This is a genomic window from Pantoea sp. JKS000250, from assembly GCF_003201065.1.
Taxonomy (GTDB): Bacteria; Pseudomonadota; Gammaproteobacteria; order Enterobacterales; family Enterobacteriaceae; genus Pantoea; species Pantoea vagans.
On sequence record NZ_QICZ01000001.1, the window covers coordinates 2686587 to 2713265 of the forward strand.

Annotated in this window: 20 protein-coding genes and 1 pseudogene; 12 read left to right on the forward strand and 9 right to left on the reverse strand. The window is 59.4% G+C overall.

Annotated features, from left to right (window positions below):
• Positions 1 to 6: 6 nt before the first annotated feature.
• On the forward strand, positions 7 to 1920 hold the full coding sequence (locus tag BY447_RS12750; protein ID WP_033781663.1) for a DEAD/DEAH family ATP-dependent RNA helicase: 1914 nt from the start codon (positions 7 to 9) through the stop codon (positions 1918 to 1920).
• 55 nt (positions 1921 to 1975) lie between these two features.
• On the opposite strand, the gene BY447_RS12755 is transcribed toward BY447_RS12750, so the two are convergent.
• The gene (locus tag BY447_RS12755) at positions 1976 to 2722 is read right to left on the reverse strand and encodes an SDR family NAD(P)-dependent oxidoreductase (RefSeq protein WP_110331241.1); all 747 of its coding nucleotides are present in this window, start codon (positions 2720 to 2722) and stop codon (positions 1976 to 1978) included.
• Positions 2723 to 2896: 174 nt separating this feature from the next.
• On the opposite strand from BY447_RS12755, the gene BY447_RS12760 reads away from it, so the two are divergent.
• Positions 2897 to 3817 carry an AraC family transcriptional regulator gene (locus tag BY447_RS12760; RefSeq protein WP_110331242.1) on the forward strand — a complete coding sequence of 307 codons (921 nt, stop codon included), beginning with the start codon at positions 2897 to 2899 and terminating at the stop codon, positions 3815 to 3817.
• Here the strand turns inward: BY447_RS12760 and BY447_RS12765 are convergent, their stop codons facing one another.
• The 3 genes from BY447_RS12765 to ubiU form a co-directional block, all read right to left on the reverse strand.
• Positions 3818 to 4828 (reverse strand): luciferase-like monooxygenase, encoded by a 1011-nt coding sequence (locus BY447_RS12765; protein WP_013359916.1) that lies wholly within the window; start codon positions 4826 to 4828, stop codon positions 3818 to 3820.
• Positions 4829 to 4943: 115 nt separating this feature from the next.
• The gene (locus tag BY447_RS12770) at positions 4944 to 5822 is read right to left on the reverse strand and encodes a U32 family peptidase (RefSeq protein ID WP_110331243.1); all 879 of its coding nucleotides are present in this window, start codon (positions 5820 to 5822) and stop codon (positions 4944 to 4946) included.
• A 9-nt stretch (positions 5823 to 5831) separates the two neighbouring features.
• Positions 5832 to 6827: a ubiquinone anaerobic biosynthesis protein UbiU gene (ubiU, locus tag BY447_RS12775; RefSeq protein ID WP_013359918.1), complete on the reverse strand. Its 996-nt coding sequence runs from the start codon at positions 6825 to 6827 to the stop codon at positions 5832 to 5834.
• A 204-nt stretch (positions 6828 to 7031) separates the two neighbouring features.
• On the opposite strand from ubiU, the gene ubiT reads away from it, so the two are divergent.
• Together ubiT and BY447_RS12785 are read left to right on the forward strand one after the other, a co-directional pair.
• Positions 7032 to 7556, forward strand: a complete 525-nt coding sequence (gene ubiT / locus BY447_RS12780; RefSeq protein ID WP_013359919.1) for a ubiquinone anaerobic biosynthesis accessory factor UbiT — start codon at positions 7032 to 7034, stop codon at positions 7554 to 7556.
• Complete coding sequence (locus tag BY447_RS12785) at positions 7550 to 8056, forward strand: GNAT family N-acetyltransferase (protein WP_013359920.1); 507 nt, start codon at positions 7550 to 7552, stop codon at positions 8054 to 8056. Before ubiT ends, BY447_RS12785 begins: the two co-directional genes overlap by 7 nt.
• Here BY447_RS12785 and BY447_RS12790 read toward each other — a convergent pair.
• A complete protein-coding gene (locus BY447_RS12790; protein WP_013359921.1) occupies positions 8040 to 8333 on the reverse strand; it encodes a GIY-YIG nuclease family protein in 294 nt (97 codons plus the stop codon). The genes BY447_RS12785 and BY447_RS12790 overlap by 17 nt on opposite strands.
• 76 nt (positions 8334 to 8409) lie before the next feature.
• On the opposite strand from BY447_RS12790, the gene BY447_RS12795 reads away from it, so the two are divergent.
• A complete protein-coding gene (locus BY447_RS12795; RefSeq protein WP_013359922.1) occupies positions 8410 to 8838 on the forward strand; it encodes a YhbP family protein in 429 nt (142 codons plus the stop codon).
• Between the two features lie 35 nt (positions 8839 to 8873).
• Here BY447_RS12795 and BY447_RS12800 read toward each other — a convergent pair whose 3' ends face one another.
• The gene (locus BY447_RS12800) at positions 8874 to 9395 is read right to left on the reverse strand and encodes a type 1 glutamine amidotransferase domain-containing protein (protein ID WP_033731332.1); all 522 of its coding nucleotides are present in this window, start codon (positions 9393 to 9395) and stop codon (positions 8874 to 8876) included.
• A gap of 146 nt (positions 9396 to 9541) precedes the next feature.
• Here BY447_RS12800 and BY447_RS12805 point away from each other — a divergent pair, with 146 nt between their 5' ends.
• Positions 9542 to 10177, forward strand: a complete 636-nt coding sequence (locus BY447_RS12805; RefSeq protein ID WP_110331244.1) for an NAD-dependent epimerase/dehydratase family protein — start codon at positions 9542 to 9544, stop codon at positions 10175 to 10177.
• Here the strand turns inward: BY447_RS12805 and nrdG are convergent.
• Entirely contained in the window at positions 10169 to 10636 is a 468-nt protein-coding gene (gene nrdG / locus BY447_RS12810; RefSeq protein WP_110331245.1) for an anaerobic ribonucleoside-triphosphate reductase-activating protein, read from the reverse strand. The genes BY447_RS12805 and nrdG overlap by 9 nt on opposite strands.
• Entirely contained in the window at positions 10633 to 12771 is a 2139-nt protein-coding gene (nrdD, locus tag BY447_RS12815) for an anaerobic ribonucleoside-triphosphate reductase (RefSeq protein ID WP_110331246.1), read from the reverse strand. The genes nrdG and nrdD overlap by 4 nt, the downstream gene beginning before the upstream one ends.
• A 161-nt stretch (positions 12772 to 12932) precedes the next feature.
• Between nrdD and BY447_RS12820 the strand changes: the two are divergent.
• Positions 12933 to 13202, forward strand: a pseudogene (locus BY447_RS12820) (beta-N-acetylhexosaminidase); the annotation flags it as partial.
• Between the two features lie 33 nt (positions 13203 to 13235).
• Here BY447_RS12820 and galR read toward each other — a convergent pair.
• Positions 13236 to 14237 (reverse strand): HTH-type transcriptional regulator GalR, encoded by a 1002-nt coding sequence (galR, locus tag BY447_RS12825; RefSeq protein WP_003851033.1) that lies wholly within the window; start codon positions 14235 to 14237, stop codon positions 13236 to 13238.
• A 191-nt stretch (positions 14238 to 14428) separates the two neighbouring features.
• Between galR and BY447_RS12830 the strand changes: the two genes are divergently transcribed.
• From BY447_RS12830 to BY447_RS12850, 5 genes are all read left to right on the forward strand, one after another.
• A complete protein-coding gene (locus BY447_RS12830; protein WP_110331939.1) occupies positions 14429 to 16702 on the forward strand; it encodes a molybdopterin guanine dinucleotide-containing S/N-oxide reductase in 2274 nt (757 codons plus the stop codon).
• A gap of 278 nt (positions 16703 to 16980) precedes the next feature.
• Positions 16981 to 18720 (forward strand): penicillin-binding transpeptidase domain-containing protein, encoded by a 1740-nt coding sequence (locus BY447_RS12835; protein WP_095706306.1) that lies wholly within the window; start codon positions 16981 to 16983, stop codon positions 18718 to 18720.
• Positions 18721 to 19147: 427 nt separating this feature from the next.
• Positions 19148 to 20356 carry an efflux RND transporter periplasmic adaptor subunit gene (locus BY447_RS12840; RefSeq protein ID WP_110331247.1) on the forward strand — a complete coding sequence of 403 codons (1209 nt, stop codon included), beginning with the start codon at positions 19148 to 19150 and terminating at the stop codon, positions 20354 to 20356.
• Positions 20353 to 23580 carry an efflux RND transporter permease subunit gene (locus BY447_RS12845; protein WP_110331248.1) on the forward strand — a complete coding sequence of 1076 codons (3228 nt, stop codon included), beginning with the start codon at positions 20353 to 20355 and terminating at the stop codon, positions 23578 to 23580. Before BY447_RS12840 ends, BY447_RS12845 begins: the two co-directional genes overlap by 4 nt.
• Positions 23577 to 26678, forward strand: a complete 3102-nt coding sequence (locus tag BY447_RS12850; protein ID WP_110331249.1) for an efflux RND transporter permease subunit — start codon at positions 23577 to 23579, stop codon at positions 26676 to 26678. Before BY447_RS12845 ends, BY447_RS12850 begins: the two co-directional genes overlap by 4 nt.
• Position 26679: the final 1 nt, after the last annotated feature.

Here is a 26679-nt window from a genome sequence, read left to right on the forward strand (position 1 = left end):
TACTACATGACTGATATTCAAACCACTTTTGCTGACCTTGGCCTGAACGCCGACATCCTTGAATCACTGAATGGCATGGGCTACGTAAAGCCATCCCCAATCCAGGCTGAGTGTATTCCTCACCTGCTGGCGGGCCGTGACGTGTTAGGCATGGCGCAGACCGGGAGTGGTAAAACTGCGGCGTTCTCTCTGCCGCTGTTAAACAACATCGACCCGACTGTTAAAGCACCACAGATTCTGGTGCTGGCACCGACCCGCGAACTGGCGGTACAGGTTGCTGAAGCAATCACTGAATTCTCTAAGCACATGCGTGGCCTGAACGTGGTTGCCCTTTACGGCGGCCAGCGTTATGACGTGCAGCTGCGCGCTCTGCGTCAGGGACCACAGGTTGTTGTGGGTACCCCTGGTCGTCTGCTTGACCACCTGAAACGCGGCACGTTAGAACTCTCTAACCTGCGCGGTCTGGTGCTGGATGAAGCTGATGAAATGCTGCGTATGGGCTTCATCGAAGACGTTGAAACCATCATGGCTCAGATTCCAGCCGGTCATCAGACTGCGCTGTTCTCTGCAACCATGCCGGAAGCGATTCGTCGCATCACCAAACGCTTCATGAAAGATCCACAGGAAGTGCGTATTCAGTCAAGCATGACAACGCGTCCTGACATCAGCCAGAGTTACTGGACCGCTTACGGTCGTAAAACAGACGCACTGGTTCGCTTCCTGGAAGCAGAAGACTTTGATGCTGCCATCATCTTCGTGCGTACTAAAAACGCAACGCTGGAAGTGGCAGAAGCGCTGGAGCGTAGTGGCTATAACAGCGCCGCGCTGAACGGTGATATGAACCAGGCACTGCGTGAGCAGACGCTGGAGCGCCTGAAAGATGGTCGTCTGGACATCCTGATTGCAACCGACGTTGCGGCCCGTGGCCTGGACGTTGAGCGTATCAGCCTGGTTGTAAACTACGATATCCCGATGGATGCAGAATCATACGTTCACCGTATCGGCCGTACCGGTCGTGCCGGTCGTGCTGGCCGTGCGCTGCTGTTCGTTGAGAACCGCGAGCGTCGTCTGCTGCGCAACATCGAACGTACCATGAAGCTGACTATCCCTGAAGTCGAACTGCCTAACGCAGAACTGCTGGGTGAGCGTCGTCTGGCCAAGTTTGCCGCTAAAGTTCAGCAGCAGCTGGAAAGCAGCGATCTGGATCAGTACCGTGCTCTGCTGACTAAAATGCAGCCGGAAGATGAACTGGATCTGGAAACTCTGGCAGCCGCACTGCTGAAGATGGCACAGGGCGAACGTCCTCTGATTCTGCCACCAGAAGCACCACGTCCTGCACGTCGCGAATACCGCGATCGTGACGAGCGTGATGGCCGTCGTGACAGCCGTGAAGCGCGTAGCGATCGTGGCCCACGTGAAAGCCGTGATGGCGATCGTCCACGCCGCGAACGTCGTGACGTTGGCGAAATGCAGCTGTACCGCATCGAAGTGGGCCGTGATGATGGTGTTGAAGTTCGTCACATCGTTGGCGCTATCGCTAACGAAGGCGACATCAGCAGCCGTTACATCGGTAACATCAAGCTGTTCGGTAACCACTCGACTATCGAGCTGCCGAAAGGCATGCCAGGCGATGTGCTGCAGCACTTCACCCGTACGCGTATTCTGAACAAACCGATGAATATGCAGCTGCTGGGTGATGCACAGCCAAACGAAGGCCGTGGCGATCGTCGTCCAGCCGGTGCTGGCGGTGAGCGTCGCAGCGGTCCTGGCGCAGCCAACCGTGAAGGTGGTCGTCGCTTCTCTTCAGAGCGCCGTGAAGGTGGTCGTGAAGGCGGTGGACGTACTTTCAACCGTGAAGGTAGCCGTGGTCCACGTCGTGAAGAAGGTGCAGCTGCCGCTCCACGTCGTCGTGATGCATAACGATTTAACGTCGTAACGAAAAGGGAAGCCGCTGGCTTCCCTTTTTTTATGCCTGTCAGGCACCGCCGCTGATCATGACGCGCTCGCCGCTGACATAAGCGGACTCTTCAGAGGCCAGAAACAGCGCGACCTGCGCCACATCCTCCGGCAGACCAAAACGCCCCAGCGGGGTAGCCGCCAGCAGCTGTGCCTTGAGCTGCGGGCTCATCCTCTTCGCGGCCAGCAATCCTTCGGTCAGAATCATGCCAGGTGCCAGCGCGTTAACCCGGATATTTTTTGCGCCCAGCTCGCGCGCCAGCCCCTGAGTCAGCGTATCCACTGCACCTTTGGTGGCCGCCCAGAGCACGGAACCTGGCGTACTGTTTTTACTGTTCAGGGCGCTGAGGTTAATAATGCTGCCGCCGTGCGCGGGAAAGTGACGAATTGCCTGCTGACAGACCATCAGCGTGCCGAGCAGGTTAACGTTGATCTGCTGCTGCATCTCCTCCGGCGTCAGCGCCGCAAACTCGCCATGATGAAAACTGCCCGCATTATTCACCACAATATCGGGTGCGCCGAAACACTCCTCGGTGGTGGCAAACAGCCGTTCCACGTCCCGCAGATGAGAAATATCAGCCTGTACCGCCACGGCTTCACTGCCCAGCGTGACGATATCGCTCACCACGTCTGCCGCTCCCACCTCGTCCTGACGATAGTTGACCACGACCCTGGCGCCCGCTGCGGCGAACGCGATGGCAATCGCTGCACCAATCCCTTTTGAGGCGCCTGTCACCAGTGCGATTTTGTTCTGCAGTGCTTTCATTATGTCATTCTCCGCCGTAATGATTGCGTCGAAAGACTATGCGCGCTGGTGACGAAAAGCGGGTAGCGCAATCCTGCAAGCTTTTTGCACGATCCTGCAAAAGTGCGGCAGCAGGACAGGCATTTCGCCTGACGTCAGGTAATATCGGCACAGAGAGCGGAAGGGGAGAACGCAGTGACAGAGAGTGACAAGTGGCAGGCGCTGACACAGTTAATTGCCCGTCATGCGCCGGAGGATGGCCGGCATTCCAGTGCCATCGATTGCCTGTTTTTTGGCCGGGTTTCAGCACCCACAGAGCCGATGCACTTTGCTCAATGGGCCAGTTTTGCGCTGGTGGCGCAGGGCAGCAAAGCACTACATATGGGTGATGAGGTGCTGCACTATGGACCGGGGGATCTGTTGCTGGTGACGCTGGATATGCCAGTGCGCGCCTGCGTCACTGTCGCCACGCCGGAAAAGCCGAATCTCGGGATAGGTATCGCGATTAATGAATCCCGGCTTATGCGCTACCTTGAACAGTTTCCGCCAGCGCTGCCGCTGTCAACCGCAGGCAATGAACGTGGTGTCACCGTGCATAAGGTTTCACCTTTGCTGGTGGATGCGGTCATCCGGCTGGTGCGTCTGCTTGACCATCCGGAAGATATTGAGGCGCTGGCCCCGCTGATTGAGCAGGAAATTTTCTACCGGCTGCTGACCGGGCCGGAGGGATCGCGCATCCTGAACATGGCGCTGGCTGAGCGGCCGGGTAACCGGGTGGCGCAGGCTGCCCGCTGGCTGCGGGAGAATTTTCATCAGCCGCTGAAGATAGACCAGCTCGCCAGCAGTGTCGGCATGAGTATCTCTTCGCTGCATCATCACTTCAAAGCCGTCACGGCCATGACGCCGATGCAATATCAGAAACAACTGCGGCTCAACGAGGCGCGACGTCTGATGATGGTGGAAAAGCTGGATGCCGGTACCGCAGGCTATCGGGTGGGCTACCAGAGCGCATCACAGTTCAGCCGCGAGTATCGCCGCCTGTATGGGCAATCTCCGGCCAGGGACAGTCGTCAGCTGGCGGTGAGCCCGGATACCCTGCGCCCACCGCAAAACTGATTACAGGCTGTTTGCCGCTTCCATCGCAATGGCAAAGGAGCGCAGGCGTGCCTCGCTGTCAAAAATCTGACCATTAACCATAATTTCATCCGCCTGCGTTTCACGCATCAGCGAGGCCAGGCCATGACGCACCTTGTCGGTATCGCCTACCAGCGACATGCTCAGCGCCTGCTGCACGCCATACTGCTCTGACGGCGACCAGAGGTTATTCATGTTCTCAACCGGTGCCGGTAACGGGCCAGGTTTGCCGCGGCGCAGGTTAATAAACTGCTGCTGCTGCGAGGTAAACAGGAAGCGCGCATCACGTTCATTATCAGCGGCAACCACGTTAATACAGACGGTGGCATACGGCTTGTCGAGACGCGCTGAAGGCTGGAAGTTCTCACGATACACGTGCAGCGCCTGGAACAGCTGGTCAGGCGCGAAATGGGAGGCAAAGGCAAACGGCAGGCCCATTTTCGCTGACAGCTGGGCGCTGTAAAGGCTGGAACCGAGCAGCCAGACCGGGATCTTCAGGCCCAGACCCGGCACTGGCTGAACCGGTAGTTGCGCATCCGGGTCAGCATCAAACCAGTGAATCAGCTCAGCCACATCTTCGGGAAAGGTGTCAGCGTGCATGCTGGCCTGGTGACGGCGCAGCGCCATCATGGTGCGCTGGTCAGAACCGGGCGCACGGCCTAAGCCGAGGTCGATACGGCCAGGATAGAGAGAGGCCAGGGTGCCAAACTGCTCGGCGATGACCAGTGGCGCATGGTTAGGCAGCATAATGCCGCCGGAACCCAGCTTCAGGGTCTCGGTGTTCGCCGCCAGATAGCCGATCAATACCGACGTCGCAGCGCTGGCAATCCCTGTCATGTTGTGATGTTCAGCCAGCCAGTAGCGTTCGAAGCCCAGTTTTTCAGCCTGACGCGCCAGCGCCAGTGAATTATGGAACGCATCCCGTGCGGTCGCGCCCTGTGGAATCGGCGCAAGATCCAGCACGGACAGGCGAAGAGGTTTTTTATCAGACATGACTACTCCCGTTGTATGGCGCAGGCGTAAAAACCTGCACCATTTAGTATTACGCATCATTCCTTATATTAAAACTGCTAACCTCAGCAGGAATATAGCCGGTATGTGCTTTTACTCAGGATGCCAGCGTCATACCTGCCAGTTTGCGCCAGTAACCGTTACAATCGCAGCCTTTCGCGACCATAAGCGGGGCCTGACCGTTTTCATTAGCGCGGAAACGGTCAATCTCCGCCAGCGTCGACGTATCCTGCGGCGAGAGTCTCACGCAATCGACCTGGCCACGCATTCCCGCCAGATCGTTACCCAGGTTATAGCAGTAGCCGCTCATGGTCTGAATGCCATTGAGGACGAACACCTGCTGTCCCTCCTGAGAGTTGACGCGGCGGCCTGTCGGATAGTTGATGCAGCAGGTTTCACAGTCATCTTTCGCGCGGTTTTCAGAGCGGGCGGTGAAGCAGCGCGCTGACAGCGCCAGCGGCAGATGACCGTAGCCCATCACCTCCACTTCAAACTGCTGCCGGATACCCCGTGTTTCGCACTGCGCCAGCAGCTGTAGCAGCCAGTCACGCGACATCTCCACCGGCATACACCAGCGCGTCATGCCCTCTTTGACCAATAGTTGCAGCGTGTCGGCGTTATAGACATTCAGCGTCGGCCCGGCAACAAACGGCAGATGGCGCTCAGCGGCCATATTGACCGTGCCGATATCATTGGCTTCAATCAGGAACTCGCCGTTTTCTACATAGCGCTGCAGCTCTTTCAGCTCAGAAGGGGATTGCAGCAGCGCCAGCGTGCTGAGTACGACCTGTTTGCCGCTGGACGCCACGTCACGCGCCAGCGCCATCCAGCGGGCATAGGGCGTGGCGCGGCGTTTACTGCACACCGCCTCGCCGAGATAAATAATATCCGCACTACTGCGGACAGCCTGCTGGTAGAAATCTTCCAGCGTATCGGTCGGCCAGTACCAGAGCACCGGCCCAAGGGCATATTGCATCATGACTCCTTATTGCCATTCACGGTGATAAGCACCCAGCGTGGTTTGCGTGCCTTCGGAGAGATCGCCCAGCGTCTGCATCCACTGTGGCGCGACGTCAAACTGTTCCGGCTGCGCCTTGCAGCGATCGATCGCCTGACGCCAGACGCGCGCCACATCAGCGACGTAGGCGGGACTGCGCTGGCGGCCTTCGATTTTCACCGAGGCAATGCCTGCCCGCAGCAGCTCCGGCAGCAGTTCCAGTGTGTTCAGACTGGCAGGCTCCTCCAGCACGTGATAACGCTGATTGTTAACCTCATAGCGTCCTTTGCAGAGCGTCGGGTAACCGGCGCTCTCATCGGGCGCGTAGCGATCGATTAGCACCTCATTCAGGCGTGACTCCATGCCCTGTGGCGTCTGCTGCCAGCGCACAAATTTAGCCGGGGAGCAGGCACCTGCGCTGTTAGGCGATTCGCCGGTCATCCAGGAGGAGAGATAGCAGCGGCCTTCCGCCATAATGCACAGGCTGCCAAAGGCGAACACCTCCAGCGGCACCGGCGTGCTGCGCGCCAGTTGTTTAACCTGATGAATCGACAACACCCGCGGCAGCACCACGCGCTGCAGATTGAAGTGGCGATGATAAAAGCGAATCGCCTCAAGATTGGTTGCCGAAGCCTGCACAGAGAGATGACGTTCAACCTGTGGATAATGCTTCGCGGCATACTCCAGCGTGGCAATATCGGCCAGAATCAGCGCGTCGGCTCCGTTTTGCGCCGCCACATCAATCGCCCGCTGCCAGCGTCCCATGCCATCCGGGTGGGCAAACGTGTTGATCGCCACATGCAGTTTGCGCCGATGCTGATGAAGATAGCGCGCCGCTTCAGCCAGCTTTTTATCGGTGAAGTTCAGGCCCGCAAAGTGACGGGCATTGGTGTCATCTTTCAGCCCCACATAGACCGCATCCGCGCCATTCTCTGTAGCGGTGCGCACTGCGGGTAAGTTTCCTGCCGGGCAGAGCAGTTCCATAGGTGTTCCTCTCAACATGCGATGGGCGTCGAGTCTAGGCATCTGGTCCGGCGAGCGTGTTGATTTGGGGCAGTGAAATTCCAGTTCATCCGGCCTGGCGGCGCTTTTTTTCCCTCTATAGCCGCGTTTTTTATTGATCCCGGATGAGGCGCGCAGAAAAGGATATGGCAATATACGTAAAATTTTCTGAAGGGAGTGACGAAAGTGTTAGAGCGGATACATGCCCATTGTGTGAAAAATGGTCCAAAAATCTTAGGGTTACCCGTAGCGCTTACCCCATTCCCGGTCAAAAAGTTGCTGCTGCAACAACTCTTAAACTGGCAATTTCGCCATGCTTTGGCTGAAGGTGAGTTAGACTTTCTGAACGGTCGCCTGCTGGGTATCGGGATTGCCGATCTCAATCTGCAATGGATAACCACGCTGCAGGATGGCCGACTGGCGGTATTGCAACAGTCCGAAGCGGATGTCTGGTTTCGGGGCAATGCCAACGATCTGTTGCTGGTGGCAGCACGTAAAGCAGATCCCGACATGCTGTTCTTTCAACGCCGTCTGGTGATTGAAGGCGACACAGAACTGGGACTTGAGGTGAAGAACGTAATGGATGCTATTGAACCCGAGGCTATGCCCACCGCGTTACGCACGGCTATTGAGCAGATGGCGGCATTTGTCGACGCCGGCATGAAACAGGACGCGAAGGCCGCACAGGCACGCGCGGGTGCCGCATGTTGATCCGTAGCGAAATTGGTGTTGATGCCGCAGGCATCGACGTACTGCTCAGACGCTGCTTCAGTACCTCCGCCGAGGCGGAACTGACTCAGGCGCTGCGTGAAGATGGCCTGCTGACCCTGGGCGTGGTCGCCACGGATGATGAGGGACAGGTGCTGGGTTATGCTGCATTCAGTCCGGTCAGCGTTCAGGGCGACGATCGCGGCTGGGTGGCGCTGGCACCGCTGGCCGTTGATGAGACGCTGCGCGGTCAGGGCATTGCCAGCAAGCTGATTTATGAGGGGCTGGATACGCTTAATGAATTTGGCTACAGCGCGGTCGTGGTGCTGGGCGATCCGGCGCTGTTCAGCCGGTTTGGTTTTGAATCGGCTGCACGCCATGGCCTGCGCAGTCGCTGGCCGGGAACAGAGACAACGTTCCAGGTCTACCGTCTGGCGGACAATGCTTTTGACGGCGCGGAAGGGCAGATCGACTACGCCGAACCTTTTAATCGCCAGCCGTAATACCCAGCCAGCTCTCCAGACTGATCGGCTGACCCGCCACCAGCAGTAACTTCTGCTGACGGGTCAGTTGTTTAACCTGATACTCCAGTCTGGAGGCGCTGGCGCGATCGCCCGCCTCACAGTGAAACACCAGGTCCAGCGGACCTTTGCCCCGTAGCGCGCGGGCGCCGCGTCCGCTCTGGTGCTGAGCAACCCGGCGCACCACATCCGTGGTAATGCCGGTGTACAGGCTCCCTTTCGCCGTCCGGACGATGTAGAGTTGCCACTGCTGAGCCATACGTAATCTATTCCCAAAAAAAGGTGCCGGGCAGTGTAGCGCGCTTCACGCTCCGGTGCACCGCCAGGAGTTTATCTTGTCCGATCACGCCCATCTTGTTCGCTACCTCCGAAAGCAGCATGTGCTTTCACTCTGCTGTACCGCCGACGATCAACTCTGGTGCGCTAACTGCTACTACGTCTTTGATGAGACGCGCATGGCCTTCTGGATCATGACCGAACCTGATACCCGCCACGGTGAACTCATGGTGCTGAATCCGCAGGTTGCAGGCACCGTAAATGGTCAGCCCAGAACTGTCCTGCTGATTAAAGGGGTGCAGTATCGTGGCCGGGTCACACGGCTGGATGAAGCATCAGAGCAGATCGCCAGAGCGGCTTACCAGAAACGTTTTCCGGTCTCACGCAAAGTGTCGGCCCCGCTGTGGGAGATTGAGCTGGATGAGGTGAAGATGACGGATAATGCGCTGGGATTCGGCAAGAAAATTGCCTGGCAGCGGGAGAAATAGATACGCCCCTTTCAGCAGAAAAGGGCGTGGCGGATTTACAGCGCTTCGAGGATCCGCAGGGATTCACGGTTAAAGGCCGGTAAATCGTCCGGCGTACGGCTGGTGACCAGCTTATCGCCATCCACGACCACTTCCTTATCATGGAAGTCAGCACCGGCATTGATCAGGTCAATGGCAACGGCTTTAACGGTAGTCATCTTGCGACCGCGCACGCCGTTCGCGCTAATCAGCAGCTGTGGACCGTGGCAGATGGCAAAGATCGGTTTGCCGCTGGCGACAAACTCTTTGGTAAAGGCAACAAAACGATCGTCGCCGCGCAGCGCGTCAGGCGAGTGGCCGCCTGGCAGCAGCAGGGCATCAAATTCCGCCGGGCTGACGTCATCAATGCTGCGGTCGATGGTCACTTCCGCTTCGCCTTTCTTGCCTTTAACGACATTACCAGCCTGTTTCTCAATGGTCACCACCTCAAAACCAGCGCCTTTGTAGGCTTCCGCAGGTGAGGTAAATTCTGAGTCTTCAAATTCATCGGTAATCAAAACCGCAACTTTCTTGCTCATCTTTTTTCCTCCTTAAATTTGTGGAGCGCGAGGCGCGCTATCCGGATATCGTTGTAAGCCTGGTCGCTGAGCGTGAGAACGCAAGCCAGCCCGTTAAGATCAGCTATCTTTTAAGCTGTCAGCAGTGAAATAAGGACGAATCTGAGATGAATCGCGTATTACTGACCGGTGCCACCGGCTTAGTCGGGTCGCATCTGCTGCGCTTACTGATTGAGGATCCGCGTGTTGATGAGATCATCGCGCCCACCCGCCGGCCACTGCCCGTAATGCACAAAGTGGTGAATCCGGTAGAGGCCGATCTCACCGATGTGCTGGAGCCGCTGCAGAGTTCGCTGGATACGGTGTTCTGCTGCCTGGGCACCACACGTAAGCAGGCGGGCAGCAAGCAGGCCTTTATTCACGTCGATTACACGCTGGTGGTGGACAGCGGGTTATGCGGATTACGTCTGGGGGCGAAGCAGATGCTGGTGGTCAGCGCGCACGGTGCCAGCCGTCACTCACCGTTTTTATACAATCGCGTCAAAGGCGAAATGGAGAATGCGCTGCGCCATCAGGGCTGGCCGCGCCTGACGCTGGTGCGGCCTTCACTGCTGCTGGGGGATCGCGCGCAGAAACGACAGGGCGAAAGCCTGGCGGGACCGCTGTTTTCGCTGCTGCCGGGCAACTGGCGGGCGGTTCACGCACGCGACGTGGCACGCTGTCTGCATCAGCAGGCATTCATGCCGGGTAGTGAGAGCGTCAGCATCATTGAGTCGGGCGATATCACGCGTCATTCAGCGTAACTGCCAGACGATCTGATTTCGGCTGCCGCGCCATTGCAGCGTGGCATCCTTCTCCTCTTCGACAAAGCGGCCATCGATCAGCACGTCGAGATAGTCCAGCACGGCACGCTGTGCCGCATTCAGCTCCTGCATCCGGTAGCCGGTCCAGAGCCAGATATCTTTACCGGGGCATGTCTTTCGCACCCGTTTCACCAGACGGCGAATGTGCGGCACGTTATGCGGATGAAGGGGATCGCCACCGCTCAGCGACAATCCCTGGCGCGGAATGCGTGTGTCCTGCAAATCCGCCAGCAGTTGCTCTTCCATCGCCAGCGTAAAGGGCACGCCGGAGTCAGTGCGCCACGTACTCTGGTTGTAGCAGCCGCGACACTGATGTTCGCAACCGGCGACAAACAGCGAGCAGCGGGTGCCGGGGCCATTCACGATATCTACATCGTAGTAGCGGTGAATATGCATCATCCCAGCGGTCCTTCGGCCAGATGCTTAACGCGACGCTGCACTTCCTGCTGCTTACCGACGTTAAAAGGTCGCGCATCCGGGCTGCCCAGATAGCCACAGACCCGCCGTGTCACAGAGACGCGTGCCGGATCGTGATTGCCGCAGTTCGGACAGGTAAATCCACGGCTGGTACAGGTGAACTCGCCGTTGAAGCCGCACTCGTAGCACTCATCAATCGGCGTATTGGTACCGTAATAGGGCACGCGGTCGTAGCTGTAATCCCAGACATCCTCCAGCGCTTTGAGGTTGTGCTGTACGTTCGGGTATTCGCCGTAACAGATGAATCCACCATTCGCCAGCGGCGGATAGGGCGCTTCAAAGTCGATTTTATCGTAAGGATTCACCTTCTTCTCGACGTCGAGATGGAAGCTGTTGGTGTAATAACCCTTGTCGGTAACGCCCGGTACCACGCCAAACTGCGCCGCATCCAGTCGGCAGAAGCGGTCACACAGATTCTCACTCGGCGTGCTGTAAAGGCTGAAGCCGTAGCCTGTTTCCGCTTTCCAGCGGTCGGTGGCGGCGCGCAGATAGGCGATGATCGCTACGCCTTTGGCGCGCAGTGCCGCGTCATCGTAAGGGTGCTGGTGGCCGCCGCTGAGCGCATTCAGGGTTTCGTGCAGGCCGATGTAGCCCAGCGACAGTGACGCCCGGCCATTACGGAAAATAGGGCCGACTTCATCATCAGCATTCAGCCGGACGCCGCAGGCCCCTTCCATGTAGAGGATGGGCGCGACGCGTGCTTTGGTCTTCTCCAGACGCGCCACCCGCGTCATCAGCGCCCGCTTAGCCAGCAGCAGGCGGGCATCAAGCAACGTCCAGAATCGGGCTTCATCCCCAGCCGCCTCAAGCGCAATGCGCGGCAGGTTCAGGCTAATCACGCCGATGTTGTTGCGGCCCTCATGAAGCTGCTCGCCATTCTCTTCATAAACGCCCAGGAAGCTGCGGCAGCCCATGGGCGTTTTGAACGAGCCGGTGACTTTCACCACCTGATCGTAATTGAGGATGTCGGGATACATCCGCTTGCTGGCACACTCCAGCGCCAGCTGCTTGATATCGTAGTTAACGTCGCCCGTCCGGCGGTTGACGCCTTCACGAATGCTGAACACCAGTTTAGGGAATACCGCAGTTTTACGATTTTTGCCCAGTCCGGCCAGCCGGTTGCGCAGAATCGACTGCTGAATCAGCCGCGCCGCCCAGTCCGTTCCCAGGCCGAAACCAAAGGTGACAAACGGCGTCTGGCCGTTGGCGGTGTGCAGGGTATTCACCTCGTACTCCAGCGACTGAAAGGCGTCGTAGCACTCTTTCTCCGTACGCTGACGTGCATACTGTTCAGCCTGCGGAATCTGCCACTGTTCAGCGATCGCCAGATGCCGGGCATAGCTCTGCTCAACAAACGGGGCCAGCACTTCATCAATGCGGTTAATGGTGGTGCCGCCGTAAATGTGGCTTGCGACCTGGGCGATGATCTGCGCCGTCACAGCAGTGGCGGTGGCGATCGATTTAGGCGGCTCGATCTCAGCGTTGCCCATTTTAAAGCCATTGGTCAGCATGCCTTTCAGATCGATCAGCATGCAGTTAAACATCGGGAAGAAGGGTGAATAGTCGAGATCGTGATAGTGGATCTCGCCGCGCTCGTGCGCCAGAACGATATCCCGCGGCAGGATCTGCTGCTGCGCGTAGTGCTTCGCCACGATCCCGGCCAGCAGATCGCGCTGTGTCGGGATCACTTTGCTGTCTTTGTTAGCATTTTCGTTCAGCAGCGCCGCGTTGGTCTGATCGACCAGACCGCGAATGGCGTGGTGTAACTGGCTCTGGCGATCTCGGGCGACATCGCGATCGTGGCGGTATTCAATGTAGGCGCGTGCCAGCTGCGGGTAAGGACCCGCCATCAGCGTCTCTTCTACCGCACACTGAATCTCACTAATATCCACTTCGGGACGATCCGCCAGCCGCAAAGCAACGCGCTCGGCGACCTGCGCGCACCAGGCCGCATCGTCGACCTCTGCTGCCCGTGCCGCCGCCATGACAGCCTGCTCGATACGCTGCGCATCAAAGCCTGTCCGGCATCCATCGCGCTTGATTACCACCGTCGCCATTTCTCTCTCCGTAAACTACATATGGGGTTCGGGAGGATTCTATTCCCTACATGTAGTGATTGCTGAGAATTAATGCGCTCTGATTTGACCTGAAGCAAGGAAGCCTCAACCCGGCAGAAAATTCCGACCGACGTAAAAAATCGGGTTCGGGTTCAGGTTTCCTGCAGCGCTGGCAGGCCAATGCGACGGCGGTAATGCCGATCGTCACCAGCAGCGCGACGCTGAAGCCGCTGGCACACAGCGTGCAACAGACTGAAATGCTCAGCGCCATGGGCTTCGCGCTGGTGAATGCTTACGTCCGTAATCAGGCATCTGGTGCCACTGAAGTGGCCGGGATGCAGGCGACACTGGATGCCGCCGCAGAGATGCAGGATGAAACGGTGATAGCGCTGGTCAGGCCGCTGGAGACGCTGCTGCGTGCCTTTCAGTAAACGCGATGGCTGGATGAACCGGCCACCGCGGCGTCAGGCCGGGCCGCTGACCGAGTGACGGCGCACCAGCGTCGGGCTGAACATGTGAGTGACTTCCGGCAGCGGCAGATCGTTGGCCAGGGCCAGGGCGAGCTGAGCGGCCTGCTGCGCCATGGTGACAATCGGATAGCGGACTGTCGTGAGGCGTGGTCGCACATAGCGCGACACCAGCACATCATCGAAACCGATCAGCGACATCTCTTCCGGCACGCGGACGCCGTTATCGCTCAGCACCGCCAGCGCGCCCGCCGCCATGGAGTCGTTGTAGCAGGCGACGGCGGTGAAATTTCTGCCGCGTCCCAGCAGTTCTGTCATCGCCTGCTCACCGCCCACTTCGTCCGGTTCGCCCCAGGTCACCAGCCGATCGCTGCACGGCAGACCGTGCTCTTTCAGCGCATCGTAGTAACCCTGCAGGCGATCTTCGGCATCAGAGATGGTGTGGGTTGAGCAGATAAAGGCGATATTCTGGTGGCCGAGCTGGATCAGATGGCGGGTCGCCAGCCAGGCACCGTAGCGATCGTCGAGCGCAATACAGCGCTTTTCGAAGCCTTTGATCAGGCGGTTCAGCAGCACCATACCCGGCACCTGCTTCATCAGCACTTCCAGTTCTGCGTCGGGAATTTTCTTGGCGTGCACTACCAGCGCCGCGCAGCGGTGACGCATCAGCTGTTCAATCGCCTGCCGCTCTTTTTGCTCATTATGGTAACCGTTACCAATCAGCAAAAAGTTACCGGTGTCGCCTGCCACCTCATCCACGGCTTTCACCATTGCGCCAAAAAAGGGATCGGAGACGTCGCCGACAATCAGGCCGAGTGTTTCGGTCGATTGCTGCGCCAGCGCGCGTGCGTTGGCATTCGGGTGATACTGAAGCTGCTCCATCGCCTGGCCTACGGCCTGTCGGGAGCTGTCGCTGGCTTTGGGAGAATTATTGATTACACGGGAGACTGTGGCGACAGAAACGCCAGCCAGTCGCGCAACATCCTTTATGGTAGCCATGCGTTGACCTGCTTTGGGGAAAACGTTTACACATCGCATCAGTGTTACGGAAAAGGGCGGACACATCAACCCGACAGAATGCCAGCGTTGTCGCAAAAAGGGGCAAAATCAGACCCACAGGCACATCTTCTGCTGAGACGTCGCCCCATGTTATGCTCAGTTCCCCACCTGGCTACCGTGAAAAAACAACGATGAAAACCAAAGTGCCACATCTGGCGCACTGGGGCGCGTTTACCGCCGTCACTGAAAACGATCGTCTGACTGGCTGCGAACCTTTCTTCGCCGATGCCGATCCGTCGCCGATGATCCACACTATTCCCGAGCTGGTCTATTCCGACAAACGCATTCGCCAGCCGATGGTGCGCCGCTCGTGGCTGAAGTCACGCGAGAAGAGCGACCGCACGCTGCGTGGCCGGGAAGATTTTGTCGCCGTGGACTGGGAAACCGCGCTGGATCTGGTGGCGGAAGAGAATCGCCGCGTCCGCGATCGCTACGGTGCATCGGGTATTTTCAACGGCTCCTACGGCTGGTCATCGGCCGGACGCGTCAATCACGCCCGCACGCTGGTGCGTCGCTTCTACTTTCAGGGTGGCGGGGGCGTCGATCAGCAGGGTAACTACAGCTGGGGCGCGGCGCAGTTCTTCCTGCCCTATGTGATCGGCACCTATATGCCGCTGACCGGGCGCGTTACCGAGTGGCCGCAGGTGGTGGAGCACGCCGAAATATTTGTCGCCTTTGGCGGGCTGGCGCTGAAAAACGCCCAGGTCGCCTCAGGAGGCGCAGGGCAGCACAGCCTGAAACCGGCGCTGATGCAGCTGGCGGCTAAAGGCACGCCGGTCATCAACATCAGCCCAATGCGCGATGACTGCCCGGAATTTGTGAACGCCGAATGGATCCCGATTCGCCCCAACACCGACGTGGCGCTGATGCTGGCGCTGGGTCATGAGATCACCCAGCGCGGCGTGGTTGACGAGGCGTTTCTCGCCAGCCACTGCACCGGCTGGCCGCAGCTGCGCGCCTATCTGCTGGGCGAAACCGACGGCGTGGCGAAAACCGCCGGCTGGGCCAGCCGTATCACCGGCATTCCGGCTGACCGCATCGTGCAGCTGGCGCAGCAGCTGACCGGCAAACGCAGCTTTATTACCTGCTCCTATTCCGTGCAGCGCGCCCATCGCGGTGAGCAGCCTTACTGGATGATGATTGCGCTCTCCTCAATGCTCGGTCAGCCTGGCCTGCCGGGCGCAGGGTTCTCCTTTGGTCACGGGTCGATGAACAGCGTCGGCAACCCGCGTCAGGAAGGGCCAGCGCCGATGATGAGCACCGGCCCGAATCCTTCGGGACTGTCGATTCCGGTGGCGCGCATCAGCGATATGCTGCTCAATCCCGGCCAGCCCTATCGCTTCCAGGGCGAAACGCTGCACTATCCCGACATCCACATGGTGCACTGGGCGGGCGGCAATCCGTTCCACCATCACCAGCAGCTGAACCGGCTGGTGGAGGGCTGGCAACGGCCCGATACGGTGGTGGTGCAGGATATCGTCTGGACGCCAGCGGCGCAGATGGCGGACATCGTGCTGCCCGCGACGACCACACTGGAGCGCAACGACATCGGCGGCTCCTCACGTGACCGCTTTGTGCTGGCCATGCATCAGGCGATTAAGCCGCAACATCAGGCGCGCAACGACTTCGATATTTTTGCCGATTTAGCAGAGCGTCTCGGCTATCGCGACACCTTTACCGAAGGACGAAACGAGATGCAGTGGATCGCGCATCTCTATCAGCAGTGCGCCACCGCGCATCAGCGCAAAGGCATCGATTTCCCCGAGTTTGATGAATTCTGGCAGCGCGGCTTTGTGGAAATTCCGGAAGGCGGCAAGCCCTATCAGTTTATGGAGGATTTCCGTGCCGATCCGCAGGCGAATCCGATCAAAACCGCCAGCGGCAAAATCGAGCTGTTCAGCCAGACCATTGCGGACTACCAGCTGGACGATTTCGCCGGTCATCCGGAGTGGCGTGAACCGCAGGAGTGGCTCGGTTCGCCCGTGAGCCGTGACTATCCGCTGCACATGATCTCCATTCAGCCGTCCGACCGGTTACACAGCCAGCTGGATGCCACCGACACGGTGCAGAGCAACAAAACCGCCGGCCACGAAACGCTCTGCATGCATCCAGTGGATGCGGCCGCGCGCGGACTGGTGGAAGGCGATGAGATTGAGGTGAGCAACGCCCGTGGTGTGATGCTGGCGGGTGTGCGCATCACTGAGGGTGTAACGCAGGGCGTGGTGATTATCGCCACCGGTGCCTGGTTTGATCCTGGCTTCGGCAGGGCATGGCAGCCTTTCGATCGCGCGGGTAACCCCAACGTGCTGACGCTCGACATCGGCACCTCGTCGCTGACGCAGGGGCCAAATGCCATGAGTTGCCTGGTGGAAATCAAAAAACATCAGGATTGCACAATAGCGTAAGGATCTCATGGCTGGTTACATTTTGCGGGTAACTGTTGCGTTTAGGCGATGGCAGCCGATCAATCCCCTTTGCTACATTCAGGGTCCCAGAGGTATTGATGGGTGAACATCAATAGATTTTCTTGATTACACCAACCTGCGCAGATGCGCAGGTTTTTTTTGCCCGCAATCTGCCGTCGATAACGAACTGATACACAGTTTTCCTGTTATACGGCCAGCGCTTTCTTTATAACTGCTGGCACCAGCCCCTTTCTCTTTATTTTGCGCAGCGGAATGCCATGCCCCGGATTAAAAAACTACTGGGAAAAGACCAGATAAAAGCGCCCTTTAACCCTTTTCGTTTTCGGCTGATCTGCCTCGGTGTCACGACCTGCCTGGTGGTGCTGCTGGCGCGCGTCGCGGACCTGCAGTTCCTGAATCAGCCGATGCTGGAGCACGAAGCGGATCAGCGATCGCTGCGAACCGTCACGCTGCCCACCAGCCGCGGCACCCTGCTGGATCGTAACGGCGAAGCCCTGGCGCTCAGCGTGCCATCGCGCGACGTGATTGCCGATCCACTTCGCGTGCTGGAGAGCAACCCCGATTTTACCAGTGCCAAATGGGCCTATCTTGCAGCGGCGCTGAACACCCGTCCTGAAGAGCTGGCGGCGCAGATCACCGCCAACCCGAAACGTCGCTTCCTCTATCTGGGGCGTAAAGTCGAACTGGGTATCGCCAAAGACATTAAAGAGCTGAAGCTGAAAGGCATCAGTGAAGTTTATGACGACAGCCGTTTCTATCCGATGAGTGAAGCCTCTGCGCCGCTGATCGGCATCGTTGGCGCGGATAACGTCGGCCTGAACGGGCTGGAAAAAGGCTTTGATAAGGTGTTGCAGGGCGAGCCGGGTAAAGAAGTTTATCGTCAGGATGCGGCGGGCAATATCATCGCGATGATCAACTATCAGCCGCCGACCCAGCCACCAACGGTGCAGCTCAGCATCGACAAATATGACCAGTACACGCTTTACAGCAAACTGCGCGACGGCGTGCTGATCAACAAGGCGGACTCGGGTGCTGCCGTGCTGGTGAAGATCGACACCGGCGAGATTCTGGCGATGGCCTCTTATCCGTCGTTCAACCCCAACAACTATGAAGGGGCCACTCCGGCGCAGATGCGTAACTCGGCCATCAACGACAGCTACGAACCGGGATCGACCGTGAAGCCACTGGTGGTGATGGAAGCACTCGAGCGCCATCTGGTTCGTCCGGACTCGGTGATCGACACCACGCCTTACAGCGTGAACGGCCACCTGATCCGCGACGTTGGCCACTGGCCGCGCCTGACCATGACCGGTATTCTGCAAAAATCGAGCGACATCGGGGTCTCTCACCTCGCGCTGGCGATGCCCGCGGAAGCGCTGGTGAATACCTATCATGCGTTTGGCCTGGGCAAACCCACCGGATTAGGGCTGACCGGCGAAAGCGTCGGTTACTTCCCGCTGCACCGTGCCCGCTGGGCTGACATTGAGCGGGCCACCTTCTCCTTTGGTTATGGCCTGCGCGTCACGCCGCTGCAGATTGCACGCGAATACGCCACGCTCGGCTCTTATGGCGTTTACCGTCCGCTGTCGATCACCCGCGTCACGCCACCGGTTATGGGACGGCAGGTTGCCAACCCTGAAACGGTGAAAGAGGTGGTGCATATGCTGGAGAGTGATGTCCTGCCGGGCGGAACCGGACTGAAAGCGGCGGTGCCGGGCTACCGTCTGGCAACCAAAACCGGTACGGCGGAAAAGATGGGCACCAGCGGCAAGTATGATGGCGGCTACGTCAACTACACCGCCGGTATCGCGCCCGCCAGCCATCCTGAAGTGGCGCTGGTGGTGATGATCAACCATCCGACGGCGGGCGATCACTTCGGTGGTTCGGTTGCTGCGCCGGTATTCGGCAACATCATGGGGCCGGTACTGAAACATATGAACGTTGCGCCGGATGCCATCTACACCAAACCTGCGGCCAGCCCTTCGGATAAATCTTAGTTAGATCAGAGTGTAAGCGAGGCGTGAAGGATAGTCACACCTCGTTGCACTTCCCCGAATTCGGTTGCGTTTTCCCGCTGTCTCCGCGCGGTCAATTAGTGCGAGTATAGCCATCCCAGAGGTATTGATGGGTGTGAAAACAACACCGCTTCGGCAGTGAGACCCTGTTATTACACCGACCCACGCAGATGCGTGGGTTTTTTTTGCCTGCGCACCGGACCCCTGCCTTTTCGGCTGTATCAACCGCCGTTAAATCATCATCGTTCTTAACGAAACCCTGACAGTTTGCCGGTAGAAACGCGCGTCGCCTTTCACCGATAATGGCCGCCGTGACGCCTGGCGTTTTTTTGCTCGCCACAGCCGGTTTTCACTGCCGCATTCCGCACGTTCCGGGATTTCTTTTTCTGCTTATCTGAAGAGTTCGACGATGACTCACCTTTCTCGCCCCGCGCGTTCCTTTGGGCTTAAATGGCTGCTCCTGTTGCTGGTTATTGCGATTGTCGCGGGCGTTATCTGGCGTCTGCTCTCTTCGGGGCACGGGCCGGGTGAGGGAATGCCGCCGGGCAGACCGGGTGCGCCTGGCATGATGGGCGGCGGGGCGACGCTGGTTCACAGCGGGGTTGCCAGCACGGCGGATGTACCAGTATGGCTGAATGCGCTCGGCACGGTGATCCCCAACGCCAGCGTGACGGTGACCAGCCGCGTTGACGGTCAGCTGGAGCAGGTTTTCTTCACTGAAGGGCAAAAGGTCAGCGCCGGGCAACTGCTGGCGCAGATCGATCCGCGCAGCTATCAGGCGACGCTGAACCAGTATCAGGCTGAACTCAGCGAAAACCAGGCGCTGCTGAAAAGTGCCGAGCTGACGCTGGCGCGTTACCGCAAACTGGCGGCGCAGGATGCGCTGGCGCGTCAGGATCTGGACAGTCAGATTGCCACCGTCGGGCAGTATCGCGGCGCTGTCGCCGCCGATCAGGCGCAGATTGCCAGTGCGAAGCTGAGCATTGAGTATGCCCGGATCACCGCTCCGATCAGCGGGCGCGTCGGCCTGCGTCAGGTCGATCCCGGCAACATGGTACAGAGCTCCAGCAGTACCGGCCTGGTCACCATTACGCAGATGCAGCCCGCTGCCGTGACCTTCAGCGTGCCACAAAGCGACATCCCGGCGCTGGTCAGCGTGCTGCATCAGGGACAGAGCCTGCCCGCCACGCTGTTCGATCAGGACAATCAGCATCCGCTCGCCAGCGGCGAAGTGAAGTTCATCAGCAACCAGATCGACACCGCCACCGGCACCGTGGCGCTGAAGGCGATGTTTGCCAACCAGGATGAAGCGCTGTTTGCTAACCAGTTTGTGAATATCAGGCTGCAGACCCGGGTGCTGAAAGGCGTGACGGTGATCCCGGCGCAGGCGCTGCAGCTCAGCAGCGATGGCAGCTTCGTCTTTGTGATCAACAAAGATCACACCGTCACGCGCAAAGCGGTCACCACCGGCCCGGCGTTCGGCGACGATCAGCAGGCGATCCTCAGTGGCGTTTCGCCGGGCGAGCGGCTGGTAACGGAAGGGATCGATCGTCTGACCAGCGGCAGCAAAGTCACGCTGGCGGATGAGACGTCCGCTGCCGGTGCTGTATCGAAATGAACCCGTCTCGCCTGTTTATTCTGCGTCCGGTCGCCACCATTCTGCTGATGGTCGGCGTGCTGATCGCGGGCATCTTCGCCTATAAATTCCTGTCGACCTCGGCGTTGCCGCAGGTCGACTATCCGACCATTCAGGTCACCACGCTCTATCCTGGCGCCAGCCCGGATGTCATGGCGTCGTCGGTCACCTCACCGCTGGAGCGCCAGCTAGGGCAGATGGCGGGGCTGAGCCAGATGAGCTCCACCAGCGCCAGCGGCTCGTCGATCATTACTCTGAAGTTCAGCCTGGATCTGTCGCTGGATGTCGCCGAGCAGGAGGTGCAGGCGGCCATTAACGCGGCAAATAACCTGCTGCCTGACGAGCTGCCTAATCCGCCGACCTACAAAAAGGTCAATCCGGCGGACAGCGCGGTGGTGACGCTGGCAGCCAGTTCAGACACGCTGCCGCTGACAGAGGTGCAGGATCTGGTGAATACCCGGGTGGCGCTGAAGCTGTCGCAGATTTCCGGCGTCGGTATGGTGACGCTGGCGGGCGGTCATCAGCCCGCGATTCGGGTGCAGATGAACCCGCAGGCGCTGGCGGCGCATCATCTGACGCTGGAGGCGGTGAATACGCTGATCGGCAACAGCAACGTCAATGGCTCCAAAGGCGGCTTTGACGGCAAATATCATTCGGTCACCATCGACGCCAACGATCAGCTGCGCACCGCCGAAGAGTACGGCAACCTGATCCTCACTTACGAGAACGGCGCGGCGCTGCGCCTGAAAGATATCGCCCATATTGAGCAGGGTCCGGAGAACAGCTTCCAGTCCGCATGGGCCAATAACCAGCCCGCGATTGTCATCAGCGTGCAGCGCCAGCCCGGCGCAAACGTTATTCAGGTGGTGGACAACATCAAGGCGCAGCTTCCCGCACTGCAGGCGGCGCTGCCGGACGGGGTAAAGATGACCATTCTCTCCGACCGCACCCAGACCATTCGCGCCTCAATCAGCGACGTGCAGTTTGAGCTGATGCTGTCGATTGCGCTGGTGGTGATGGTGACCTTCCTGTTCCTGCGCAACGTGGCCGCCACGCTGATCCCGAGCGTGGCGGTGCCGCTGTCGCTGGTTGGCACCTTTGGCGTGATGTATCTGGCGGGCTTCAGCCTGAATAATCTGTCGCTGATGGCGCTGACCATCGCCACCGGCTTTGTCATCGATGACGCGATCGTGGTGGTCGAGAACATCTCCCGGCGGCTGGAGCAGGGCGAGTCACCGATGGAGGCGGCGCTGAAAGGCTCACAGCAGATTGGCTTCACCATCATTTCGCTGACCTTTTCCCTGATTGCGGTGCTGATCCCGCTGCTGTTTATGGGCGATGTGGTCGGGCGGCTGTTCCGGGAGTTCGCGATTACGCTGGCGGTGGCGATCCTGGTGTCGATGCTGGTGTCACTGACGCTGACCCCTATGCTGTGCGCGTATCTGCTGCGGCACATTCCGCCAGAGCAGCAGTCAACCTTTGCCCGCAAGGGCGGCGCGCTGTTTGACCGGCTGGTGCGCGGCTATGACCGGCTGCTGACCATGGTGCTGAATCATCAGAAACTGACGCTGCTGGTGGCGCTGGCGACCTTCGGGCTGACGGCGCTGCTCTATCTGATGGTGCCGAAAGGCTTCTTCCCGACGCAGGATACCGGGCTGATTCAGGGCGTCACCGTTGCCTCTCAGGATGTCTCGTTTAACGCCATGGCCTCGCGCCAGCAGGCGCTCTCTAAACTTATCCTGACAAACCCGGCGGTGGAGAGCGTCTCATCGACCATCGGTATCGACGGCACCAACACCAGCCTCAACAGCGGACGGTTGCAGATCAACCTTAAGCCGTTTGGCTCACGCGATCTCAGTGCCAGCGAAGTCATCAGCCAGCTGAACCAGGCGACCGCCAGCGTGCCGGGTATCCGGCTCTATCTGCAGCCAGCGCAGGATCTCACCGTCAACGATCAGGTATCGCCGAGTCAGTATCAGTTCACCCTCGACGACGCCGACAGTGAAAATCTGGTCCGCACGTCGCCGAAACTGGTGGCTGCCTTGCAGCAGCGGCCCGAATTTAATGGCGTGGTGAGTAACCTGCAGGATCAGGGGCGTGTCTCTTACGTGGAGCTGAACCGCGACAAAGCGGCGCGCTTCGGCATTACCGCATCGGACGTGGACACTGCGCTCTATAACGCGTTTGGTCAGCGTCTGGTCTCGACCATTTTTACCCAGTCGAATCAGTATCGGGTGGTGCTGGAAGTGGCGCCGGCTTACCAGCAGGGGCCGGCGTCGTTTGATGATGTTTATCTGCAGCCGTCCACCAGCAGCAGTTCAACGTCGTCATCCACCAGCACGACGTCATCTGCCTCTTCGTCCACCTCTTCATCCACCTCTTCATCAACGTCGACGTCCACCTCAGGTTCGGACAGCACTACGGCCAGCAGCGGGATGGTGAAACTCACCTCTATCGCGACGATTCATCAGCGCACCGGCTCGCTGATGCACATGCGGCTGAATCAGTTCCCGGCGGTGATGATCTCCTTCAACCTTAATCCAGGCTACTCGCTGGAGGATGGCCAGCGGGCAATTGCGGAGGTGCGCCAGCAGCTGCAGCTGCCGGAGAGCACCACGCTGCGCTATCAGGGGGAAACCTCGGCGTTCCAGAGCGCCACCGGCAACACGCTGTGGCTGATTCTGGCGGCGCTGATCACCATGTATGTGGTGCTCGGAATCCTCTACGAAAGCTTTATCCATCCGGTCACGATTCTCTCTACGCTGCCGTCGGCGGCGGTGGGCGCCCTGCTGACGCTGCTGCTGGCGGGCACGGAGTTCAGCCTGATTGCGCTGATTGGCGTCATCCTGCTGATCGGCATCGTGAAAAAGAACGCCATTATGATGATCGACTTCGCACTGGAGGCGGAACATCAGCAGCACCTGAGCGCGCGTGAGGCGATTCATCAGGCCTGCCTGCTGCGCTTCCGCCCGATCCTGATGACGACGATGGCGGCGCTGCTCGGCGCGCTGCCGCTGATGCTCGCCTCCGGCTCGGGTGCCGAACTGCGGCAGCCGCTGGGGCTGGTGATTGTCGGCGGGCTGATTGTCAGTCAGGTGCTGACGCTCTTCTCCACGCCGGTCATCTACCTCTGGTTTGACGGGCTGGCACAGCGCGGCAACGCCTGGGTGAAACGCCGTCAGCAGCAGGCGCGGAGCGGGCAATGAATCTGACCCGGCTATTCATCTTTCGTCCGGTGGCGACGCTGCTGCTGACGCTGGCGATCCTGCTGCTCGGCGCGCTGGGCTACCGGCTGCTGCCGGTGGCACCGCTGCCGCAGGTCGATTTTCCGACCATCATGGTCAGCGCCAGCCTGGCGGGAGCCAGCCCGGAAACGATGGCGGCGACGGTCGCCACCCCGCTGGAACGTTCGCTCGGGCAGATTGCGGGTATCAGTGAGATGACCTCCAGCAGTTCGCAGGGCTCCAGCAGCATCATCCTGCAGTTTGAGCTGGACCGTGATATCAATGGCGCGGCACGCGACGTGCAGGCGGCGATCAACGCGTCGCGCAGCCTGCTGCCGAGCGCGATGGCCTCGCTGCCGACCTATCGCAAAGCCAACCCGTCGGATGCGCCGATTGTGATGCTGGCGCTGACCTCTGCCACCCGCACGCCCGGCGAGCTTTACGATCTGGCGGAGAGCAAGATCGAACAGGCGATGGGACAGGTGCAGGGCGTGGGCGAAGTGTCGCTGATGGGCAGCGCCTTACCCGCGGTGCGGATTGATCTGCAGCCGCTGAAGCTGACCCATTATGGCATCTCGCTGGAGACGGTGCGTGCCGCCGTTGCCAACAGCACCACCAATCTGCCCAAGGGAATCCTGCAGGGCAGTGACCAGTCGTGGCTGGTGGACAGCAACGGCCAGCTGGAAAAGGCCGCCAGCTATCGCGATCTGATCGTCACGTATCAGCAGGGCAAGGCGGTGCGGCTGCGCGACGTTGCCACGGTCTATGATTCGGTGGAAGATCGCTACCAGGCGGGATTTCTGAATGCCACGCCTGCGGTGATGATCGGCATCAAACGTCAGGCGGGCGCTAATATGCTCGAAACCATCGACGCGATAAAAGCGCAGCTGCCGCTGCTGGAAAAGAGCCTGCCCGCGGACAGCCAGCTGAAAGTGGTGGTTGACCGCTCGCCCGGCGTGCGCGCCTCGCTGTATGATACCGAAGAGACGCTGCTGATCGCGGTGCTGCTGGTGATTGCGGTAGTGTTTATTTTCCTGCGCAATCTGCAGGCGGTGATCATTCCGGCACTGGCGCTGCCGGTGTCGCTGATCGGCACCTGTGCGGTGATGTACCTGCTGGGTTACAGCCTGGATAACCTGTCACTGATGGCGCTGATTATCTCCACCGGCTTCGTGGTGGATGATGCGATCGTGGTGCTGGAGAACATCACCCGTCACATTGAGCGCGGGCTGAGCCCGCTGCGGGCGGCGCTGCGCGGGGCGCAGGAGGTGAGTTTCACCGTGCTGTCGATGACCGTGTCGCTGATCGCGGTGTTCATCCCGATCCTGCTGATGGGCAGCATTGTCGGACGGTTGTTCCGCGAGTTTGCCGTGACGCTCACCGTGTCGCTGCTGATCTCGCTGTTTGTCTCGCTCAGCCTGACGCCGATGCTCTGCGCACGTCTGCTGAAACCAAAGCCGCCCGTCAGCCAGCGGCCGCATCCGCTTTATCAGTTTATTGAAAATCAGCTGAACCGCCTGCTGGCCGCCTACGGACGCGGGCTGGCCTGGGTGATGCGCCATCAGAAACTGACGCTGCTGAGTCTGCTGCTGACCGTGCTGCTGAATGTTTTTCTGTTTACCGTAGTGCAGAAGGGCTTCTTCCCGAATCAGGACACCGGGCTACTGATGGGCGCGCTGCGCGCCGATCAGAACATTTCATTTCAGGCGATGAAGCCGAAAATGCTGATGTTCACCAAAATCATTCAGGAAGATCCGGCGGTCGAGAGCGTGATGTCGTCGATGGGCAGCGGGATGTTTGGCTCCCGTAACAGCGCCAACTTCTTCGTGCGGCTGAAGGACTTTGACCAGCGCGATGCCACGGCCACCGAAGTGGCCAACCGGCTGACGCGTAAAACCAGCCACATCGCCGGGGCGCAGATGTTCCTGATGGCGGCGCAGGATCTGCACATTGGCGGACGCAGCGCTAACGCCACGTATCAGTACAGTCTGCAGGCAGACGATCTTGATCTGCTGCGGATCTGGACGCCGAAAGTGCAGGCGGCGCTGGCGGCGATCCCCCAGCTTAACAGCGTGGATTCCGACTCGCAGACCGGCGGTCAGGAGGTGGAACTGACGATTGACCGTGACCGCGCCACCCGGCTGGGCGTCAACGTGAAAATGCTGGATACGCTGCTGAACAATGCCTTCAGCCAGCGGCAGATCGCCACGCTCTATCACACCCTGAATCAGTATCACGTGGTGATGTCGCTGCAGGACAGCGATACCGCGAATCCGGAGACGCTGCAGCAGCTCTATGTGATTAACGACAGCGGTGACCGCGTGCCGCTCTCCGCCTTTACCCGCTTCAGCGGCGGCAATGCACCATTGTCGGTGGCGCATCAGGGCCAGTCAGCGACCAGCACGGTGGCGTTCAATCTCAATGATGGCGTTTCACTGGAGCAGGCGCAGGGTCTGATTAAACAGGCGATGGCGAAGCTGGGCCTGCCATCGACCATTCATGCCGGTTTTGCCGGTACTGCCGCCGCCTTTTCCCAGCTGACCGCTACCATGCCGTGGCTGATTCTGGCGGCGCTGGCAGCGGTCTATATCGTGCTCGGCGTGCTCTACGAGAGCTACATCCATCCGCTGACCATTCTTTCGACGCTGCCGTCTGCGGGCGTCGGCGCGCTGTTACTGCTACTGCTGACCAACACGCAGCTCACGGTGATCGCGCTGATTGGCATCATCCTGCTGATTGGCATCGTGAAAAAGAACGCCATCATGATGATCGATTTTGCCATCGACGCGGAACGGCGGCAGGGCATGTCGCCGCAGCAGGCGATCACCCAGGCGTGCCTGATGCGCTTCCGGCCGATCATGATGACTACGCTGGCCGCGTTTTTCGGCGCGTTGCCGCTGGCGCTGGGCAGTGGCGGGGATGCCGATCTGCGCAGTCCGCTGGGGATTGCCATCGCAGGCGGTCTTGCGCTCAGCCAGCTGCTGACGCTGTTTACCACACCGGTTGTTTATCTGTGGCTCGACCGTCTGGGTCGTGCCACTCAACGTCAATGGCGTCGTCTGCGCCATGCGGAATCCTGAT

Excerpts from the sequence above, each read along its gene's own strand:
- BY447_RS12750 (WP_033781663.1), top strand. The coding sequence starts at position 7 with ATGACTGATATTCAAACCACTTTTGCTGACCTTGGCCTGAACGCCGAC.
- BY447_RS12755 (WP_110331241.1), bottom strand. The coding sequence starts at position 2,722 with ATGAAAGCACTGCAGAACAAAATCGCACTGGTGACAGGCGCCTCAAAA.
- BY447_RS12765 (WP_013359916.1), bottom strand. The coding sequence starts at position 4,828 with ATGTCTGATAAAAAACCTCTTCGCCTGTCCGTGCTGGATCTTGCGCCG.
- BY447_RS12770 (WP_110331243.1), bottom strand. The coding sequence starts at position 5,822 with ATGCAATATGCCCTTGGGCCGGTGCTCTGGTACTGGCCGACCGATACG.
- ubiU (WP_013359918.1), bottom strand. The coding sequence starts at position 6,827 with ATGGAACTGCTCTGCCCGGCAGGAAACTTACCCGCAGTGCGCACCGCT.
- BY447_RS12785 (WP_013359920.1), top strand. The coding sequence starts at position 7,550 with ATGTTGATCCGTAGCGAAATTGGTGTTGATGCCGCAGGCATCGACGTA.
- BY447_RS12790 (WP_013359921.1), bottom strand. The coding sequence starts at position 8,333 with ATGGCTCAGCAGTGGCAACTCTACATCGTCCGGACGGCGAAAGGGAGC.
- BY447_RS12800 (WP_033731332.1), bottom strand. The coding sequence starts at position 9,395 with ATGAGCAAGAAAGTTGCGGTTTTGATTACCGATGAATTTGAAGACTCA.
- BY447_RS12805 (WP_110331244.1), top strand. The coding sequence starts at position 9,542 with ATGAATCGCGTATTACTGACCGGTGCCACCGGCTTAGTCGGGTCGCAT.
- nrdG (WP_110331245.1), bottom strand. The coding sequence starts at position 10,636 with ATGATGCATATTCACCGCTACTACGATGTAGATATCGTGAATGGCCCC.
- nrdD (WP_110331246.1), bottom strand. The coding sequence starts at position 12,771 with ATGGCGACGGTGGTAATCAAGCGCGATGGATGCCGGACAGGCTTTGAT.
- galR (WP_003851033.1), bottom strand. The coding sequence starts at position 14,237 with ATGGCTACCATAAAGGATGTTGCGCGACTGGCTGGCGTTTCTGTCGCC.
- BY447_RS12830 (WP_110331939.1), top strand. The coding sequence starts at position 14,429 with ATGAAAACCAAAGTGCCACATCTGGCGCACTGGGGCGCGTTTACCGCC.
- BY447_RS12835 (WP_095706306.1), top strand. The coding sequence starts at position 16,981 with ATGCCCCGGATTAAAAAACTACTGGGAAAAGACCAGATAAAAGCGCCC.
- BY447_RS12840 (WP_110331247.1), top strand. The coding sequence starts at position 19,148 with ATGACTCACCTTTCTCGCCCCGCGCGTTCCTTTGGGCTTAAATGGCTG.
- BY447_RS12845 (WP_110331248.1), top strand. The coding sequence starts at position 20,353 with ATGAACCCGTCTCGCCTGTTTATTCTGCGTCCGGTCGCCACCATTCTG.
- BY447_RS12850 (WP_110331249.1), top strand. The coding sequence starts at position 23,577 with ATGAATCTGACCCGGCTATTCATCTTTCGTCCGGTGGCGACGCTGCTG.